15 protein-coding genes are annotated in these 18976 nt (G+C 68.0%); 2 read left to right on the forward strand and 13 right to left on the reverse strand.

Annotated features, from left to right (window positions below):
* Positions 1 to 20: 20 nt before the first annotated feature.
* From glpK to BW990_RS12565, 4 genes are all read right to left on the reverse strand, one after another.
* A complete protein-coding gene (gene glpK, locus BW990_RS12550; RefSeq protein WP_076448391.1) occupies positions 21 to 1508 on the reverse strand; it encodes a glycerol kinase GlpK in 1488 nt (495 codons plus the stop codon).
* A gap of 114 nt (positions 1509 to 1622) precedes the next feature.
* A complete protein-coding gene (locus BW990_RS12555; protein ID WP_076448392.1) occupies positions 1623 to 1955 on the reverse strand; it encodes a hypothetical protein in 333 nt (110 codons plus the stop codon).
* A gap of 9 nt (positions 1956 to 1964) precedes the next feature.
* The gene (locus BW990_RS12560) at positions 1965 to 4202 is read right to left on the reverse strand and encodes a xanthine dehydrogenase family protein molybdopterin-binding subunit (RefSeq protein ID WP_076448393.1); all 2238 of its coding nucleotides are present in this window, start codon (positions 4200 to 4202) and stop codon (positions 1965 to 1967) included.
* Position 4203: 1 nt separating this feature from the next.
* The gene (locus tag BW990_RS12565) at positions 4204 to 4665 is read right to left on the reverse strand and encodes a (2Fe-2S)-binding protein (RefSeq protein WP_076448394.1); all 462 of its coding nucleotides are present in this window, start codon (positions 4663 to 4665) and stop codon (positions 4204 to 4206) included.
* A 183-nt stretch (positions 4666 to 4848) separates the two neighbouring features.
* Here BW990_RS12565 and BW990_RS12570 point away from each other — a divergent pair, with 183 nt between their 5' ends.
* Positions 4849 to 6027, forward strand: coding sequence for a pyridoxal phosphate-dependent aminotransferase (locus BW990_RS12570; protein WP_083950587.1), 1179 nt, complete (start codon positions 4849 to 4851; stop codon positions 6025 to 6027).
* A 127-nt stretch (positions 6028 to 6154) separates the two neighbouring features.
* Here the strand turns inward: BW990_RS12570 and katG are convergent, their stop codons facing one another.
* Positions 6155 to 8338 (reverse strand): catalase/peroxidase HPI, encoded by a 2184-nt coding sequence (gene katG / locus BW990_RS12575; RefSeq protein ID WP_200798048.1) that lies wholly within the window; start codon positions 8336 to 8338, stop codon positions 6155 to 6157.
* Positions 8339 to 8553: 215 nt separating this feature from the next.
* Between katG and BW990_RS12580 the strand changes: the two genes are divergently transcribed.
* Positions 8554 to 9516 carry a hydrogen peroxide-inducible genes activator gene (locus BW990_RS12580; RefSeq protein ID WP_076448395.1) on the forward strand — a complete coding sequence of 321 codons (963 nt, stop codon included), beginning with the start codon at positions 8554 to 8556 and terminating at the stop codon, positions 9514 to 9516.
* Here the strand turns inward: BW990_RS12580 and BW990_RS12585 are convergent.
* The 8 genes from BW990_RS12585 to BW990_RS12620 all read right to left on the reverse strand — a co-directional run bounded on the left by BW990_RS12585 (position 9446) and on the right by BW990_RS12620 (position 18897).
* Positions 9446 to 10507, reverse strand: a complete 1062-nt coding sequence (locus tag BW990_RS12585) for an AbrB family transcriptional regulator (RefSeq protein ID WP_076448396.1) — start codon at positions 10505 to 10507, stop codon at positions 9446 to 9448. The two genes, BW990_RS12580 and BW990_RS12585, sit on opposite strands and share 71 nt — an antisense overlap.
* Positions 10494 to 11261, reverse strand: a complete 768-nt coding sequence (locus BW990_RS12590) for a citryl-CoA lyase (protein WP_076448397.1) — start codon at positions 11259 to 11261, stop codon at positions 10494 to 10496. Before BW990_RS12590 ends, BW990_RS12585 begins: the two co-directional genes overlap by 14 nt.
* On the reverse strand, positions 11258 to 12454 hold the full coding sequence (locus BW990_RS12595) for a CaiB/BaiF CoA transferase family protein (protein ID WP_234990244.1): 1197 nt from the start codon (positions 12452 to 12454) through the stop codon (positions 11258 to 11260). The genes BW990_RS12590 and BW990_RS12595 overlap by 4 nt, the downstream gene beginning before the upstream one ends.
* The gene (locus BW990_RS12600; RefSeq protein WP_076448398.1) at positions 12447 to 13970 is read right to left on the reverse strand and encodes a tripartite tricarboxylate transporter permease; all 1524 of its coding nucleotides are present in this window, start codon (positions 13968 to 13970) and stop codon (positions 12447 to 12449) included. The genes BW990_RS12595 and BW990_RS12600 overlap by 8 nt, the downstream gene beginning before the upstream one ends.
* A gap of 12 nt (positions 13971 to 13982) precedes the next feature.
* Positions 13983 to 14468, reverse strand: coding sequence for a tripartite tricarboxylate transporter TctB family protein (locus BW990_RS12605; RefSeq protein WP_076448399.1), 486 nt, complete (start codon positions 14466 to 14468; stop codon positions 13983 to 13985).
* Positions 14469 to 14594: 126 nt separating this feature from the next.
* A complete protein-coding gene (locus BW990_RS12610) occupies positions 14595 to 15581 on the reverse strand; it encodes a tripartite tricarboxylate transporter substrate binding protein (RefSeq protein ID WP_076448400.1) in 987 nt (328 codons plus the stop codon).
* A gap of 239 nt (positions 15582 to 15820) precedes the next feature.
* Positions 15821 to 16981, reverse strand: a complete 1161-nt coding sequence (locus BW990_RS12615; protein WP_076448507.1) for an iron-containing alcohol dehydrogenase — start codon at positions 16979 to 16981, stop codon at positions 15821 to 15823.
* Between the two features lie 194 nt (positions 16982 to 17175).
* The gene (locus BW990_RS12620; protein ID WP_076448401.1) at positions 17176 to 18897 is read right to left on the reverse strand and encodes an ABC transporter substrate-binding protein; all 1722 of its coding nucleotides are present in this window, start codon (positions 18895 to 18897) and stop codon (positions 17176 to 17178) included.
* Positions 18898 to 18976 lie beyond the last annotated feature (79 nt).

Below are 18976 nucleotides of genomic sequence, written 5' to 3' on the forward strand. Positions count from 1 at the left end.
GATGACGCCTGTCCCGGTCCTCAGAACGCCTGCGCCGCCGTGACCGCGCGCTTCCAGGCCGCGTATTTTTCCTCGCGCGTCTCGGCATCCATCTTGGGCTCGAACTTCCGGTCGAGCGCCCACATCTCGGCGAAGCCCGCCCGGTCGGGATAGATGCCCGCCCGCATGCCCGCGAGCCAGGCCGCGCCCATCGCCGTGGTCTCCAGCACCTCGGGGCGGTCCACGTCGGCGCCGATGATGTCGGCCAAGAACTGCATCGCGAAATCGGACGCGGACATGCCGCCATCGACCCTGAGAGTGCGCCCCGCGCCGTCGCCCTTCCAGTCCGCGCGCATCGCATCGAGCAGGTCGCGGGTCTGGTAACCCACCGATTCAAGCGCGGCGCGGGCGAATTCCTCGGGCCCCGAATTGCGCGTTAGCCCGAAGATCGCGCCGCGGCATTCGGCGTTCCAATAGGGTGCGCCGAGGCCCGTAAAGGCCGGAACCAGAACGACATTCTGCGTCGCATCGGCGCGTTCGGCGAGGGGCTGCGTCTCTTTTGCCTCGCGGATGATCTTCAGCCCGTCGCGCAGCCATTGCACCACCGCCCCGGCGATGAAGATCGACCCTTCGAGCGCATAGGTCGGCGTGCCGTCAAGCTGGTAGGCGATGGTGGTCAGCAGGCGGTTTTCGGAACGCACGGGCTCTGCCCCGGTGTTCAGAAGCGCGAAACAGCCCGTCCCGTAGGTCGATTTCAGCATCCCCGGCTCGAAGCAGGCCTGACCGATCGTGGCCGCCTGCTGGTCCCCGGCAACGCCGAGAATCGGGATTTCGCGGCCGAAGAGATCGCCGCGCGTGACGCCGTAATCGGCCGCGCTGTCACGCACCTCGGGCAGCATTTCCACGGGGATATTCAAGAGCTTGCAGATCGACGTTGACCAACGCCCCTTGCGGATGTCGTAGAGCATCGTGCGGCAGGCATTGGTGGCGTCGGTGGCATGGACCCGGCCGCCGGTCAGCTTCCAGATCAGGAACGTGTCGACCGTGCCGAACAACAGCTTGCCCGCCTTGGCGCGGGAGCGGTCGGGATCGACCTCGTCGAGGATGAATTTCAGTTTCGTCGAAGAGAAATAGGGATCGAGCAACAGGCCGGTGCGGTCGGTCACCATCTCCTCGTGGCCTTCGGCCTTCAACTCCTGGCAATAGGCGGAGGTGCGGCGATCCTGCCAGACGATGGCGCGGTGCACCGCATGGCCGGTTTCGGCGTCCCAGACCACAGTAGTTTCGCGCTGGTTGGTGATGCCGATGGCCGCGATCTGGCTCGCATCGGTTTCAGCCTTCTCGATCACGCCGCGGCAGGTCGCGGCCGTCGTGGTCCAGAGATCGCTCGCCTCGTGCTCGACCCAGCCCGAGGCCGGGTAATGCTGCTCGAACTCTTCCTGCGCGACGGCGGCGATCCTGAGTTTCTCGTCGAACAGGATGGCGCGGCTCGAGGTCGTGCCCTGGTCGATGGCGAGAATATAGGTCATCGGAAACCTCCCCTTGGCGTTTCCGATATGTGTAGCGGCATGGCGCAGGGGATGGAAGGCGGCGGCCCGGTCGCGGGCCCGCACGCGCGGGGCAGCGCCTGATTGGCGGTCGCTTCAGGCCGGCTCGCGGGCCCGGGCGGGCGCCCAGAGCGCCGTGAAGAGGCTCAGCGCCGCGATCGCATCGAGTGCCAGGATCGCGATGTCGAGCGCATCGGGCACCGGCGGCAGGCCGATCGCCGCGGCGCGCGCGCCCATCGCGAGGATCAGCGCCAGCATGACGATCCAGCCGGTCCAGCGCAGCCCGGCCTGCAGGATCAGCCCGGCTGCCAGCGCCAGCCCGGCGAGCGCCAGCTCCGGCAGGCCCGCGAACCAAGCGGCGGCGAGGTGCAGCAACGCGACCACCATCAGAAGGCGACCGGCATAGGGCAGGGTGTTGAACCGCGACATGATCAGTCCTCAGGCAAAGGTGACGAACTTGTTGAACGGCATCTCGCGCAGCCGCGTGCCGGTCGCCGCGAAGATGGCCCCCGCAAGCGCCGGGGCGGCGGGCGGCACCGGCGGCTCGCCGATCCCGGTCACGCGCGTCCCGTTCTCGAGTCCGCGCACCGCGATCTTCGGCGCCTGTCGCATGCGCAGGCCCTCGTGGGCGTAGTAATTGTCCGGCCGGGCGATGCCGCCCGCATAGGTGATCTCGCAATTCATCGCGTGGCCCAAAGCCCAGATCACGCCGCCCTGCACCTGATTTTCGAGATTCACCGGATCGACCACGCGGCCCACTTCGGCGGCGACCCAGACATTGTCGATGCGGATACCGGCCTCTGTGCCCGAAACCTCAACGATTTCAGCGCAATGCACGCCGAAGCTGCGCGTCAGCGCGATGCCGCGCCCGCGCCCCGGCGCGGGGTTCGGACCGTCCCAGCCGGCCATGTCGCCCACCGTTTCCAGCACCGCCCGCGCCAGCGGATCGGAAACGAGGCGCAGCCGTTCCTCGAGGGGATCGGCGCCCGCCGCATGGATCAGCTCATCGAGTGCGGCGTTGTAGAAAAACCCGTTCGAGGAGGCGCCCACCGACCGCCAGCTCGAGATCGGCGCGAGCGGCCGCGCGCGGTACCCGGTTACCCGCTGATGAGGGATGGCGAAGGGCTGCTCCCACGCGCCCGCGACGATCTGGCTGTCGGGGCCGGGCACGGGCTGGTTCTGGCGTGCCATCTGCGAGGCCATCACCGAGGGCATGGCGATGCCGAGATCGAGCGCCTCGACCCGGCCATCCCCGACCGACCCGCGCATCCGCGCCATGGCGATCTGGCGGGGATAGTCGTGGATCATGTCCTCTTCGCGGCTATAGGTCAGCTTTACGGGCGTGCCGCGCATTTGCATCGCGATTTCCGTGGCTTGCTTGACGACCTCGTCCTCGAGCCGATGCCCGAAGGAGCCGCCCATCGCCAGCACGTGCACGGTCACCGCGTCGGGCGACAGCCCGGTGATCCGCGCGACGTTGCGCTGGATGAAGCGCGGGATCTGCGTGCCGGTCCAGACCTCGGCGGCGTCCGCATCGACCCGCACGATGGCGTTGACGGGCTCCAGCGGCGCATGGGCGAGGTAGGGCGCGCGGTATTCCGCGGTGATGGCCCCGGCGTCAAGACTGGCTTCAACGTCGCCATCGTCGCGCTTGCGGCTGTCGATGGCATCCTCCGTGAAAGCGGCATCGAGCGCGGCCCAGTGATCCGCCATGTCCTGCGGAAAATCGGGGGCGCCCCAGCTTGCGACCAGCGCGTCCCGGGCGCGGAAGGCGCGCCATGTGTTGTCCGCGACGATGCCGAGCCCGCCGGTGATCGGCACGATTATCTGCACGCCGCGCAGTTTCATCGCCTCGGCGGTATCGAACGCCTCGAGCGCGCCGCCCTGCGCGGGGTTCATCAGCACCGTCGCATGGACCATGCCGGGCATGATTGCGTCGATGCCGTAGCTCTGCGTTCCGGTGGATTTCGCCACGATATCAAGTCGCTGCATGTCCTTGCCGATGTAGCGCCAAGTCTCGGGCGCGCGCAGGGGCACGTTCTGGACCACGGGCATGTCCGCAAGATCGGCGGCCAGGTCCGTATAAGCCAGACGCGTGCCGTCGGGCGCGATCACGTGGCCCGCTTCGGTGGTGAGCGTCTCGGTGTCCACGCCGAGCCGCGCCGCCGCGGCGGCCTTGAGCGTCTCGCGCGCCGAGGCGCCCGCCGCGCGCAGCTTGTCGAACGCATCCGGAACCGTGGTCGAGCCGCCGGTGATCTGCAGCCCCATGACCTTGAGCGCGGTGGCGACCGTCGCCTCAGTGGCGTTGCGCACCATGCCCGCCGCGGGCACCACGAATTCCGCCGCTTCCGCCGCGAGCGCGCCGTTCCAATAGGCCGCATCGGGCGGGCCGGGATCGACGGCGATATCGGCCAGATCGACATCGAGTTCCTCGGCAATGAGCGCGGCCTGCACGTGATAGGCGCCCTGGCCCGAATCCGCGCGCGGGGTGATGAGCGTGACGCCGCTGCCGTCGATCTTGACGTAGGGCGTGAGCGCCGCGGCGTCGGGACCGAGCCCCGCCACAAGCGGGTTGTCATGCGGACGCAGTGCCGCATGGATGCCGAAGGCCGCGCCGCCCGCAACCGCGACGGAGCCCACGAGGAAGACGCGGCGGGTGATGTCTCGTGCGCTCATCTCACACCTCCTGCAGGCGGCGGGCCGCGTCGTGGATCGCGGCGCGGATGCGGGGATAGGTGCCGCAGCGGCAGAGATTGCCGCTCATCGCTGCGTCGATATCGGCATCGGTCGGTGCGGGCGTGGTGGAAAGCAGGTCGGCCGCCTGCATGATCTGGCCCGACTGGCAGTAGCCGCATTGCGCCACCTGGTGCGCGATCCAGGCCGCCTGCAGCGCGTGCAGCGCCTCGGGCGTGCCGAGCCCTTCGATCGTGGTGATCTCGGTGCCCTCGGCATCGGCGGCGAAGGTCTGGCAGGACCGCACCGCCACCCCGTCGAGATGCACCGTGCAGGCACCGCAAAGCCCCGCGCCGCACCCGTATTTGACGCCGGTGATGCCCAGCTCGTCGCGCAGGACCCACAAGAGCGGCATGTCCTCTTCCACGTCGATCTCGCGCGGGGTCCCGTTCACATTCAGTCGCATGTCAGTCGATCCTGCTGTCGCGTCGCCTTGCCCCAACATAAGCGATCCGAGCGCCGATTATCAGCCGTGCAATGCGGCCGCGCCCGCGGCTTGACGCCACGTAGCCTCGGCGGGCGGTGGCGGCTTGCCTTCCGGCGCGGGCTGGGGCGGAATGGGCCGTAACGACACTTAGGGGGCAGGCTGATGACGGACATGATCTTCGCCGAAAACCTTTCGCGCCTCGGCACCGAATCCGCCTTCGTCGTGCTGGGCCGAGCCGCGCGGCTGGCCGAGGAGGGGCGCGACATCATCAATCTCGGCATCGGGCAGCCGGATTTCCGCACGCCCGAGCACATCGTCGAGGCCGGGATCAAGGCGCTTCGGGATGGCCATCACGGCTACACGCCCGCGACCGGACTGCCGGCGCTGCGCGAAGCGGTGGCCGCCGATCTGGAACGGCGTCACGGCGCGGCGGTCGATCCCGGAGCCGTGGTCGTCGTGCCCGGCGGCAAGCCCACGATGTTCTTCGCCATCCTGATGTTCGGCGAGCCGGGGGCCGAGATCCTCTATCCGAATCCGGGCTTTCCGATCTACGAATCGGTGATCCGCTATTCCGGCGCGACGCCTGTGCCGATCGCGCTGAAGGAAGAGAACGGCTTTGCCTTCTCGGCGGATACGGTCCTGTCGCAGATCACCCCGCGCACGCGGCTCCTGATTATCAACTCGCCCGCGAACCCCACGGGCGGCGTCACGCCCAAGGCGGAAATCGACCGGCTTGTCAAAGGGCTGGAGGCGCATCCTCATGTGGCGATCCTGTCCGACGAGATCTATTCGCAGATGCTGTACGACGGACGCAGGCATGTCTCGCTGCTGCAATACCCCGAGATCCGAGACCGGCTGATCCTGCTCGATGGCTGGTCCAAGACCTACGCCATGACCGGCTGGCGGCTGGGCTACGCGGTCTGGCCGGAGGCCGCGCTGCCCCATGTCACGCGGCTCTGCATCAACGACCATTCCTGCGTGAACGCCGCGGCGCAATTTGCGGGCATCGTGGCGCTGACCGGGCCGCAGGACGCGGTGGCCGAGATGGTCGCGGCCTTCGATGCGCGGCGGCGGCTGATCGTGGAGGGGCTGAACGCCCTGCCGGGCATGCGCTGCGCCGATGCGGGCGGGGCCTTCTACGCCTTTCCGAATATCGAAGGCACCGGGATGACCTCGACCGAGGCGCAGGACCTGTTTCTCGAGAAATGCGGCGTCGCGACCGTCGCGGGCACGGCGTTCGGCGCCCATGGCGAAGGCTTCCTGCGTTTTTCCTATGCCAATTCTCAGGAAAATATCAGCCGCGCGCTGGAGCGGATCGGCGAGGTTCTGAATGGACGCTAATCTCGTCTAATCAATCATTTGCGTGGCGTTCCTGAAACCGTCGCATCAGCGCCGTCTCGCAGGACCCGACACAAAAAGACCGCCCGCGATCCTCTCGCGGGCGGCCTCGTTTCTGCGATGGCGTGGCTTACGACCCGATCGGCGTCACGTCGAAGCGGTCGGCATCCATGACCTTGGTCCAAGCCGTCACGAAATCCGCGACGAACTTCGCCTCGTTGTCGTCCTGGGCGTAAAGCTCCGAATAGGCGCGCAGGATCGAGCTCGATCCGAAGACCGCGTCGATGCGCGTGGCGGTCCACTTGGTCTCGCCGGTCTTGCGGTCCTGCACCTCGTAGCCGCCGTTTCCGGTCGGCACCCACTTGTTGCCCATATCCGTGAGGTTGACGAAGAAGTCGTTGGTCAGCGCGCCTTCGCGGTCGGTGAAGACGCCGTGCTTGGTGTCGCCATGGTTGGTGCCGATCACCCGCATGCCGCCCGCGAGCACCGTCATTTCCGGCGCGGTCAGACCCATCAGCTGGCAGCGGTCCAGCATCAGCGCCTCGGGCTTCTCGGCGTAATCCTCCTTCAGCCAGTTGCGGAAGCCGTCATGGATCGGCTCCAGGTATTCGAAGGAGGGACCGTCGGTCATCTCTTCGGTGGCATCGCCCCGGCCCGGCGTGAAGGGCACGGTCACGTCGTGGCCCGCAGCCTTGGCTGCCTGTTCCACGCCGACATTGCCCGCGAGCACGATCACGTCCGCAAGCGACGCGCCGCTTTCCGCCGCGATGGGCTCCAGCACGCCGAGCACGCGCGCCAGACGCTCGGGCTCGTTGCCTTCCCAGTCCTTCTGCGGGGCAAATCGGATGCGCGCGCCATTGGCGCCGCCGCGCATATCCGAGCCGCGATAGGTCCGGGCGCTGTCCCAGGCGGTGGTGACCATGTCCGAGATCGACAGGCCGCTCTCGGCGATCTTCGTCTTCACCGCGTCGATGTCGTAATCGGTCGCACCGGCGGGGATCGGGTCCTGCCAGATCAGGTCTTCCTCGGGCACGTCGGGGCCGAAGTAATTGGCCTTGGGGCCCATGTCGCGGTGGGTCAGCTTGAACCAGGCGCGGGCGAAGGTGTCGCGGAAATACTCCGGATCGGCCATGAATTTCTGACAGATCTCGTTGTAGATCGGGTCGACCTTCATCGCCATGTCCGCGTCGGTCATGATCGGGTTGTTGCGCTTGGTGGGATCGGAGGCGTCGACGGGCTTGTCTTCCTCCTTGATGTCGATGGGCTCCCACTGCCAGGCGCCGGCGGGGGATTTCTTTAGCTCCCACTCATAGCCGAAGAGCAGCTTGAAATAGCCCATGTCGAACTTCGTGGGCTCGGTGGTCCAGGCGCCCTCGATGCCGGAGCTGACCGCGTCCGAAGCCTTGCCCGACCAGTTCGGGTTGTGCCAGCCGAAGCCCTGCTCGTGCAGGTCGGCCCCTTCCGGCTTCGGGCCGAGCGCGCCGGCATCGCCGTTGCCGTGGCACTTGCCGACGGTGTGGCCGCCGGCGGTCAGCGCCGCGGTTTCCACGTCGTCCATCGCCATCCGCGCGAAGGTCTCGCGCACATGCTGGGCCGAGAGCGCCGGATCGGGCTTGCCGTTCACGCCTTCGGGGTTCACGTAGATCAGCCCCATCTGGACCGCCGCCAGCGGCTTTTCCATCGTGGAGGCGTCGGTCACGTCGCCGTAGCGCTCGTCGGAGGGCTTGAGGAAATCGTCCTCGGAGCCCCAGTAGACGTCCTTCTGCGGCTCCCAGGTGTCGACCCGGCCGAAGCCGAAGCCGAAGGTCTTCAGACCCATGGATTCATAGGCGATGTTGCCCGCGAGGATGAAGAGATCCGCCCAGGACAGCGCGTTGCCGTACTTCTTCTTGATCGGCCAGAGCAGACGGCGGCCCTTGTCGAGACTCACGTTGTCGGGCCAGGAATTGAGCGGCGCGAAGCGCTGATCGCCGGTGCCGCCGCCGCCGCGACCGTCCTGCAGGCGGTAGGTGCCCGCCGCGTGCCAGGCCAGACGGATCATCAGGCCGCCGTAATGGCCCCAATCGGCCGGCCACCAGTCTTGGCTGTCGGTCAGAAGCGCGTGCATGTCGGCCTTGAGCGCCTCCACGTCGAGCGTCTCAAGCGCCTTGCGATAGGAAAAGTCGGGCCCCATCGGGTTCGACTTGGTGTCGTGCTGGTGCAGAATGTCGAAATTCAGCTGCTCGGGCCACCAGCCGGTGACCGTGCTGCCGAGCGCCGTCGCGCTGCCATGCATCACAGGACATTTGCCTGCCGGGATGTCGTTTCCGTCCATCATGTTCATCTCTCCAGTCGGTGGTATGTCGCGGGGGCCTGGGCCGGACCCCGCCTGCATTCTGTCACACGCAAGATGGGGGCGCAGAGACCGAGATCAATTTCGGATCGCAAGCGGCGCCGCATCCTTGGCGATTCCTTCACGGACTTGCGATGTAGCAGGGTTCGGCCATAGATAAAATTTACATTTATTCATCGCCTCGATAAGTTCGGCCTATGGAAAACGTGACCCTCCGCCAGCTTCGCTATTTCGACGCGCTTGCCCGGCACGGCCATTTCGGCCGCGCGGCGGAGGCCTCGTCGATCAGTCAGCCCGCGCTCTCGGTGCAGATCAAGGAACTCGAGACCGGGCTCGGCGTCCGGCTTTTCGACCGCAGCGCCCGGCAGGTCCGGCTGACCGCACTCGGCGAGGAGTTCGCGGAGCGGGTGCGCGACATCCTGCGCGCGGTGGACGAGCTGGGCGATCTCGCCCGGGCCTCGGACGGGCGGCTCTCCGGGCGGCTCCGGCTGGGCATCATCCCGACCGTCGCGCCCTACCTGCTGCCGCGCCTGATCGGCGCGCTGGCCGAGTCGCATCCCGGGCTCGACATCCATGTGCGCGAGACACTGACCGACCGGCTCATCCGCGAATTGGGCGAGGGCCGCATCGACGCGGCCATCGTCGCCCTGCCGGTGTCGGAGGCGCGGCTCAGCGAGATCGCGCTTTTCGACGAGGCCTTCGTGCTGATCCGCCCCGAGGCCGAGGCCGCCGAGCCGGTGCCCGATGGCGAGGCGCTGGCGCGGATGCGGCTTCTGCTGTTGGAGGAGGGGCATTGCTTCCGCGACCAGGCGCTGTCCTTCTGCAAGCGGCCCGCGCGGCTGCCGCGCGAAGGGCTCGAGGGCTCGTCGCTCTCCACGCTGGTGCAGATGGTGGGCGCGGGCATCGGCGTCACGCTGATCCCGGAGATGGCGGTGCCGGTCGAGACGCGCTCGGCCGCGGTGGCGCTGGCGCGGTTCCGGGCCCCGGTGCCGCGCCGCACGATCGGGATGATCTGGCGCGCCTCCTCGCCGCTGGCGGCCCAGCTGACCGACATCGCGGAGGTGGTGCGCGAAGCGGGTCAAAGCGCGGTCAGCGCGGCGGCGGCGTCTGCGGGCCCGGCTGAACCGGCGGGCCGGGGCGGGCCATCAGAACCGGGATGAGCGCGGTTAGGATCAGCAGCCGCACCACGTGATGGGCCGCCACGAAGGCCGGATCGAGGCCCAGCGTGACCGAGATCGCGGCCATCGCCTCGACCCCGCCGGGCGCGAAGGCGACGATCAGCAGCGCGGGCGGCAGGCCGAGGGCGATCCACGCGCCGAGCACCCCCAGCGCCGTCATCGCGCCGGTGACCGCCGTCACCCAGGCACCCGCGGCCATCGCCGCGCGCACATCGCGCCAGCCTTGCCCGGAAAAGCGCGATCCGATCAGCACGCCCATCACCAGAAAGGCCGTGAAGTTCACCGGACCGGGCAGGCCGCCAGGGGTCAGTCCGCTCAGATGGCCGCCCGCGCTGAGCGCCATGCCGGCAAGAAGGAAGGCCGCCGGAAGGCGCGCCTTCTCGAAAAGCCGTCCCAGCCCGTAGGTCCCGGCGAGCAGCGCCAGCGCGGTGAGTACGCCCATATTGACCGGCGGGGCGAGACGCTCGCCCGTCGCCCCGAAGACCGCGGCGACGAAGACCGGCACGCAGAGCGTGATGAACAGCACCCGGATGCTCTGGACGATGGCGATCCGCGCGGTCTGGCCGCCGGTTTCGAGCGACAGGCTCAGCACGAAGGTCAGATGGCCTGGGGCGGCCGCCAGCGTGGCGCTGCGCCGGTCGAAGCCCAGCCAGCGCTCCAGCCCGTGGCGGGCGATGAACATGCCCGCGACCACGCTCACGGCCAGGATGGACAGCGTGGCGGGCCAGGCGGCGGCGGTCTGCAGCATCTCGGGCGTGATCCCGGTCCCGATTCCGATCCCCAGAAGGCTGAAGGCGAGGATGCGCAGGGGGACGGGCAGGCGCAGGCGCATCCCCGCGATCCCCGCCAGCGTGACCGCGGTCGCGCCGCCGGTCAGGGGCGCCGCGGGAAATCCCACCATCCAGAAGAGCGCGGCACCGATGCCGCCCACGGCCAGCGCCGCCGCGGCATCGCGCAGGTCACGGGCCGTCATAGGTCCAGCGATAGGCGGGCGGGGTCGGGCCCTTGTTGCGGCCGCCTTGCTGCTGTTGTTCCCAGGCATGGGCGAGTATCCCGACTGAGCGCGAGAGACAAAAGAGGCCGCGCGCCAGCGGCGCCTCGAAGCCCAGTTCGGCATAGATCATTGCCGTCGCCCCGTCGATGTTCATCGGCAGGACGGTGCCCTTCCGCGCGCTGATCTCCTCGCCAATGGCGTCGGCGATATCGGCGAAATGGCCTGAGACCACGTCGGCGCCCGCAGCCTCGTGCACCAGCGCCATCAGGCGCGGCGCGCGCGGGTCGATGGGCTTGTGGAAGCGGTGGCCGAAGCCCGGGATGATCCTGCCGCGCGCCGCTGTCCAGGCGGTCAGAGCCGCCCCGATCGAGCCGTCGTACCGGTCCACGTGATGATAAAGCTCCACCGCCTGTTCACCGGCGCCGCCATGCACGTCGCCCAGCATGTTCACGGCGCTCGCCATGGCGTTGTTGAGCGGCAGGCCGCAGGTCACCGCCATCCGGGCCGCCGCGATGGACGGCGCCTGCGGGCCGTGATCGACCGCCGAGACGAGCGCCGCCTCGAAAAGCCGCGTCTGGCCTTCGGTCGGCAGATCGCCCCGCAGCATGAGCCAGATCATCTGCGGAAAGGTCACATGGCCGATCAGGTCCTCGATGGGATGGCCGCGCAGGGCAATGCGGCCCGGCTCCATGTCGATGATCGCCGTGCGCCACCAATCGCTGACATCGCTCATATCACGCCCTCCGCTTCGGCTTCCGCGATCTCCTCCGCGTCGAGGCCCAGTTCGGCCCAGATGCGGGCATTGTCGGCGGCAAGGGCAGGCGGCGGGCTGGCCGGTGCGGGCCGCCGGTCGTCCATCCGGACCGGAGAGGCGCAGAGGCGCAGCGTCTCGTCCCCGGTCGTGACCTCCGCGATCAGGTCGCGGCCGGTGATCTGCTCGGTGCTCAGCACGTCGGGCACGCTCAGCACCGGGCCCACGGGCACGCCCAGCGGGTTCAGTTCGGCCACCCAATCGGCAGCGGGGCGCGTGGTCAGCACGCGCTCCAGTTCCGCGCGCAGGCGGTGGCGGTTGGCCTTGCGCGCCTCGCGGGTGGCGTAGTCGGGATGGCTCAGCAGGTCCGCGCGCCCGAGATGCCGGGCCAGCGCTTCCCACTGGCTGTCGCGATTGGCGGCGATGTTCACGGGCCGGTCGGCCGTGGCGAAGGTGCCCGAGGGCGCGGAGGTCATGTTCTCATTGCCGAGCGCCTGCGGCTCGACCCCGCCGATGAGATGGTTCGAGACGACCCAGCCCATCGAGGACAGCACCGCCTCGGTCATGGAGATATCGAGACAGGTGCCGCGCGGGTCGGCATTGAGCGCCGCACAGATGGCGAAGGCCGCGGTCATGCCGCCCACCGTGTCGGCCAGCGGGTAGCCCACGCGCAGGGGCGCGCTCTGCGCGTCGCCGGTCACCGACATCACGCCCGCGACGCCCTGCACGATCTGGTCATAGGCGGGATTGCCGCGCCACGGCCCGTCCTGCCCGAAGCCCGAGATGGCGCAATAGATCAGCGCCGGGTTCTCGGCCCGCAGCGTCGCGTAGCCGAGGTCCAGCCGGTCCATCACGCCGGGGCGGAAATTCTCGATCAGCACATCGGCCTTGCGCACCAGCCTTTTGAGCAGGTCCTTGCCGCGCGCCTGTTTCAGATCGAGCGTGACCGAGGCCTTGCCGGCATTCTGCGCGAGGAACGAGATGCCCATATGGGCCGCGTTCCTTGCTGGATCCGCGCCCAGCTGCCGAGCCAGGTCGCCGCTGCCGGGCCGCTCGACCTTGATGACCTCGGCGCCCATCAGCGCCAGCTGGTAGGCGCAATAGGGCCCGGCCAGCACGTTCGACAGGTCGAGCACCCGCACGCCCGAGAGCGGCCATTGCGCGGGCTCAATCACCTTCGGCCACGCCCTGACGGCGCGCCTTGGCCCGGCGCGCGCGGTAGCTCGGCACGATGACCAGAAGGGCGGCGATCATCAGAAGGCCCAGCGTCATGGGCCGGTCGATGATGAAGCTCGCGCCGTCGTAAAGCTGCATGGAGCGCGAGAAGTTGTCCTCCAGCATCCGGCCCAGGATGAACCCGATCAGAAGCGGCGCCAGCGGGTAATCGGCAAAGCGCAGGATCGTCGCGCAGATCCCGAAGCCCACGAGGATCAGGAGCTCGGTCGCGTTGTTCTGACCGATATAGCTGCCCATCAGCGTGAAGAAGAGGATGAACGGGATGAGGTAGTTGCGCGGGATCGACAGGACCTTCGCGATATAGGGAATGAGCGGCAGGTTGAGCACCAGCAGCACGAGGTTGCCGATGAACATCGAGGTGATGACCGCCCAGAAGATCTCGGGGGAGTCGACCATGAGCCGCGGGCCGGGCGTCACGTTGAGCGCGATGAGCGCGCCCAAGAGGATCGCCGTGGTGCCCGATCCGGGAATGCCCAGCGTCAGGAGCGGCACGAAAGAGCCCGTGCAGGCGGCGTTGTTGGCGGTCTCGGGCGCGGCGAGGCCCTTGATCGACCCCTTGCCGAACTCCTTCTGCTCTTCCTCGGTCGCGAGGTTGCGTTCCACGGCATAGCCCAGGAAGGACGCGATGGTGGCGCCCGCGCCGGGCAGCACGCCGATGAAGAAGCCCTGCACCGATTGCCGCCCGATCACCGGCGCGATCTTGCGCGCCTCATCGCGGCTGATGCGCAGGCCGGTGATCTTGCCGGTCGAGCCGTCGCCCTCGGTCGCGGTGCGCTTCGGATGCAGGACGAGGAAGATCGCCTCGGGCAGGGCGAACATCGCCATGGCGAGCGTGATGAAGGAAAAGCCCGATTGCAGGTCCATCAGCCCCATGGTGAAGCGCGGCATGTTGAACAATGCCCCTTCGCCGACAGTCGCCATGATGAGCCCCAGAAGCGTCATCAGGATGGCCTTGGCCACGTTGCCGGTGCCCGCGAAGGCCGCAATGGCCGACAGGCCCACGACCATCAGCGCGAAATATTCCGCCGAATGGAACAGCAGCGCGACGGTGGAGAGCATCGGCGCGAAGACCATCAGCAAGAGCGCGCCGATCGTGCCGCCGAGGAAGGACGAGATCGCGGCGATGGTCAGCGCCTTGCCCGCCATGCCCTTGCGCGCCATCGGGTAGCCGTCGAACGCAGAGGCCACGGTGCCCGCGACGCCCGGCGCATTGAGCAGGATAGACGAGGTCGAACCGCCGAAGATCGCGCCGTAATAGACGCCGGCCAGCAGAATGAGCGCGGCCGAGGGGTCCCCCAGCGTGATCGCCACCGGGATCATGATGGCGATGATCGACATCGGCCCGAGGCCGGGCAGCATGCCGATGAAGGTGCCGATGAGACAGCCGCCGATCACCATCAAAAGGTTGGTGACGGAAAAGGCGGTGGAGAGGCCGATCAGAAGTCCCTCGATCATGACGCGCGCTCCTTATCCCAGAAAGAACGGCCAGGGCCGCAGGAAGATGCCGAGAACGCCCTCGACCAGATACCAGACGATGCCGGTGGCCAGCGCGGTGATCGGGATGAGGTAGTGGAACTTGCGCTCGCCGAGGATGATCGCGCCGCCCGCAAGAAAGCCGATCGTGGCCAGGATGAAGCCCGCGGGCCGCAGCATCAGCGCGTAGAGCACCATGAGCCCCAGCAGGGAAAGCGCTTTGTAGATGTGATAATCGCCCAGGCGGCGGTAGTCGATATCGGGGGTATTGGCCTCATCGGCGGGTTTCTCGAGCCCCAGAACGATGATGAGCGCGGTCAGGATCGCCAGCACCGACAGGACCTTGGGGAAGGTCGAGGGCCAGATCGGGTTGCGCTGCATGAAGGGCGGCAAGAGCTGGTCCATGGTGAAGAAGGCGGCATAGCCATAGGCGAGGCAGATGCCGAGGATGATGAGGGCGATCCAGCGGTCGAGAGCCATGGGATCCTCCGTTCGGGCAAGGGCGATCCGGTCACCGGGGGCGCGGATTTTTCGTGAAAAATCCGTTCGGAATTTTGCGAAAATTCCGGCGCGCCGGACCGGGATCGGGCGCGCCGGGGGCAGGGCTCAGAGGAAGCCCAGCTCGCGCATCAGGTCGCCGATTTCCTGCTCCTGGCTCTCCAGGAAGGCACGGAACTCGTCGCCCGGGTTGTGGATGTTGACCCAGCCGTTGCGGGCGCGCACCTCTTCCCATTCGGGCGTGTCGTACATCTTGGCGATGGCGTCCTGGAAGGCTGCGACCTTGGCCTCGTCGAGCCCCGGTGCCGCAAAGAAGCCGCGCCAGTTGATGAAGGTCGTGTCGATGCCCTGTTCCTGCATGGTCGGGGCATCCTCGTAGGCCGGCACGCGTTCATCCGCGGTCACGCCGAGGATCTTCACCTCGCCCTGTTCGGCCAGCGCCACGGCTTCCGAGAAGCCCGTGGACAGCGCCTGGATCTCGCCCGAGAGCAGCGCCGCCATGGCCTTGCCGCCCGCGTCGTAGGGGATGTACTTGACCGCCGTCGGATCCTCGCCCGCGGCCTTCATCGTCATCGCGGCGACGAGGTGGTCCATGCCGCCCGGCACCGAACCGCCGCCCACGGCGAAGGCGTTGGGATCGGCCTTGTAGGTTTCCAGAAGCTCACCCATCGAATTCAGAGGGCTGTCCGCGGGCACAACGATCGCGGCATAATCGCCGATCGTGCCGGCCACGAGCGTCAGGTCGCGGAAGCTTTGCGGGAAGACGCCGGTGAGCGAGCGGATCACGATGGGGGTGGAGTTCACCATCAGCACGTTGTCGAGGCTCTCGGCATTCTCGATCATGTAGCCGATGGCCTTGCCGCCACCGCCGCCCGACATGTTCTCGTAGGATGCGGTGCCCACGAGACCGGCATTGGTCAGCGCCTCGCCGGTGCCGCGCGCGGTGCCGTCCCAGCCGCCGCCGGCGCCGCCGGGGATCAGGAAATGGATGCTTTCGACAACCTGATGCCCGCCCGCGAAGACCGGCGTGCCGAAGCTCAGGGCAGCCGCCGTGGCGGCGATCAGGGCGCGGCGGCCCAGTGTGAATGTGGTCATGTTTTCCTCCCTTATGACGAGCGCCGCTGCGGGCGCTTGGCAAAAGCCTATGCGCCAAGCGCAGTTACGTCGAGGGGGGATTCGGCCAAAACGGGCGTTCGGCGCCGTCTCCGGGCCGTCGCCATTGCGGCGGGGCGTCCGGGACGCGGCTCATAGGGCGCCCCGGATGGCGCGGGGGCCGTCCCGGCGTTGGCGCGCCCGGGGCAGGCGCGGCGGATCGGCTTTTCCGCAAGGCTGGCTCAGGCGCGTGGATCGGCGCAGGCGGCATTGACCACCTGCATCAGCGCCTCGGTGCCAAGTTCGACCGGGTTGGCCTTCATCGAGGAGGAGGCCGCCGCATCCGCGACCCATTCGGCGCGTGTCGCCTCGTCGGGGTCGGGCCGGTCGATGAAGGGCAGGCCCTGCGCGTCGATCCAATCCTGCGCGGCATCGAGCGCGTCGCGCTTCGGCACGCCGAACTGGTTCGCCAGCACACGCAAGACCCAATCCATCCGTTCGGTTGCGGCGCGGTCGCTGGCAAGGGCCGCGGCATTGGCCCGCAGGACCGGCACCAGAAGCCGCCCGCAAAGCGCGCCATGGGCCATGCCCGTGCGCCCGCCGATCACGCCCGCAAGCCCGTGCACCGCACCGAGGCCCGCATTCGCCAGCGCGATGCCGCCCATGAGGCTGGCATAGGCCAGCTCGTCCCGCATCGCCGGGTTTTCCTCCGACATCAGCCAGTCCAGCGCCTCGAGCGCACGGGGGATCGCGTCGCGGCAGAGCGCGTCGGTCACCGGGTTGGCGCGCGCCGAGAGGAACGGCTCGATCACCTGCGTCAGCGCGTCGAGGCCCGAGGCCAGCGTCACGTCGCGGGGGCAGCCATCGGTCAGCGCGGGATCGACGATGGCGCGCCGGGGCAGCATCCGCGCATCGCGCAGGCTGACCTTGCGACTGTGCTCGGGCACGCCGATCACCGCGTTCTTGGTGGCCTCGGCCCCGGTTCCGGCGGTGGTCGGCAGGGCGATCAGCGGCAGCGGCGCCGCATCGAGCGCCCGGCCCGCGCCCACCACTTCGAGATAATCGAGCGGTGCCGCGGGCTGCGGCAGCAGCGCCGCCAGCGCCTTGCCGAGATCGATCACCGATCCGCCGCCGATGGCCAGCACGCCGTCGGGCGGGTCCGCGCGCAGGGCGGCGAGATGGGTTTCGAGATCGGGCAGGGCGGGCTCGCCCCGGCCCTCGATCACCCGGACGCGCAGCCCGCGCGCTTCGAGGTCGCGGACCGCCTGATCGGCGAAACCGGCCGACCGGGATCGGACCAGAAGGATGCTGTCGCCCAATTGGCTGGCATGCTCGGCGGCGCTTTGGGCGCTGCCACGGCCGAAATCGATCTGGCCGGGAAGGGTCAATGAAAAGCTTTGCATGAAATTGAAGTAATGCAGGGCCGGGGCATGGAAAGTCCCGCCGCGCGGCAATGGGCGTGGGGACGGGTGCGGAGGGGGGGGCGCTGCCGGGGCGGTCAATGGGGCAGTCGGTGGGAGCGGCCAGCCTGGGCGGGCCCGCGGGCCCAATCGCTCAAGGTGAAACGGGGCCCGCGCGGGGCCCCGTTCCGGATCGTTTACTGCCAGGACTTGATCAGCTCATCGTAGGAGATGGTGATCGGCTCTTCGTCCTCGTTCTCGAGCTTGGCCTTGGGCGAGCCTTCCTGGCTCAGCCAGTACTCGGGATCCTGCTCTTCGTTGAGCTTGGGACCGATATCGCCCTGGATGCCGGCACGCTCGAGACGCGCGAGCACGTCTTCCTGGTCCTCGCAGAGCGCATCGAGCGCTTCCTGCGGGGTCTTCGCACCGGACATCGCGTCGCCGATGTTCTGCCACCAGAGCTGCGCGAGCTTCGGGTAGTCCGGAACGTTGGTGCCGGTGGGCGACCACTGGGTCCGGGCCGGGGAGCGGTAGAATTCCACCAGGCCGCCGAGACGCGGTGCGCGCTCGGTGAAGCTTTCGTGCTGGATGGTGGATTCGCGGATGAAGGTCAGGCCCACATGCGCCTTCTTCACGTCCACGGTCTTCGAGGTGACGAACTGGGCGTAGAGCCAGGCCGCCTTCGCACGGTCTTCCGGCGTCGACTTCATCAGCGTCCAGGACCCCACGTCCTGGTAGCCGATCTTGGTGCCTTCGGTCCAGTAGACGCCGTGCGGCGAGGGGGCCATGCGCCACTTGGGCGTGCCGTCCTCGTTCATCACCGGCAGGTCGGGCTCGACCGTGGCGGCGGTGAAGGCGGTGTACCAGAACATCTGCTGGGCGACGTTGCCCTGCGCCGGGATCGGGCCGGCCTCGGAGAAGGTCATGCCGGCAGCGGCGGGCGGCGAGTACTTGTTGAGCCACTCGATCGCCTTGGTCACGGCATAGACCGCGGCGGGCGAGTTGGTGGCCCCACCGCGCGCGACGCAGGAACCCACGGGCTGCGAGTTCTCGTTCACCCGGATGCCCCATTCGTCAACCGGCAGGCCGTTCGGCTCCCCTTCGGATCCCATGCCGGCCATGGACATCCACGCATCGGTGTACCGCCAGCCGAGCGAGGGGTCCTTCTTGCCGTAATCCATGTTGCCGAAGACTTCGCCCTCGACGCCCATATGCGACAGGTCGCGGCCGGTGAAGAACTCCGCGATGTCCTCGTAGGCCGACCAGTTGACCGGAACGCCGAGCTCGTAGCCGTAAGCTTCCTGGAAGTCGGCCTTGTTCTTCTCGTCGTTGAACCAGTCGTAGCGGAACCAGTAGAGGTTCGCGAATTGCTGGTCGGGCAGCTGGTAGAGCTTGCCGTCGGGCGCGGTGGTGAATTCCGTGCCGATGAAGTCCTCGATGTCGAGGGTCGGCAGCGTCACGTCCGCGCCTTCGTTCGCCATCCAGTCGGTGAGGTTGCGCACCTGCTGGTAGCGCCAGTGGGTGCCGATGAGGTCGCTGTCGTTGATATAGGCGTCGTAGATGTTCTCGCCCGACTGCATCTGCGTCTGCAGCTTCTCGACCACGTCGCCTTCGCCGATCAGGTCATGGGTGACCTGAATGCCGGTGATGGCGCTGAATGCGGGGGCCAGGACCTGGCTCTCGTATTCATGGGTGGTGATGGTTTCGGAGACGACCTTGATCTCCATGCCCTGGAAGGGGGCTGCGGCGTCCACGAAGAACTGCATCTCCGCTTCCTGCTCCTCGCGGGTGAGCGAGGACAGCTCGCCGATTTCCTCGTCGAGGAAGGCGCGGGCCTCGTCCATCCCGGCAAAGGCCGGTCCGGATGCGAGGCCGAGCGCGAGCGCCATGGCCGTGGTTGATTTCAAACTCAGGTTCATTGGTTCCTCCCTGATTGAACCGTTATTCCGAGGAAGTGGACAGGACACGCGGACGTCCTCGTTCGTCGCGCGCGCATTC

It is taken from the genome of Roseivivax lentus, assembly GCF_900156805.1.
Classification (GTDB): domain Bacteria; phylum Pseudomonadota; class Alphaproteobacteria; order Rhodobacterales; family Rhodobacteraceae; genus Roseivivax; species Roseivivax lentus.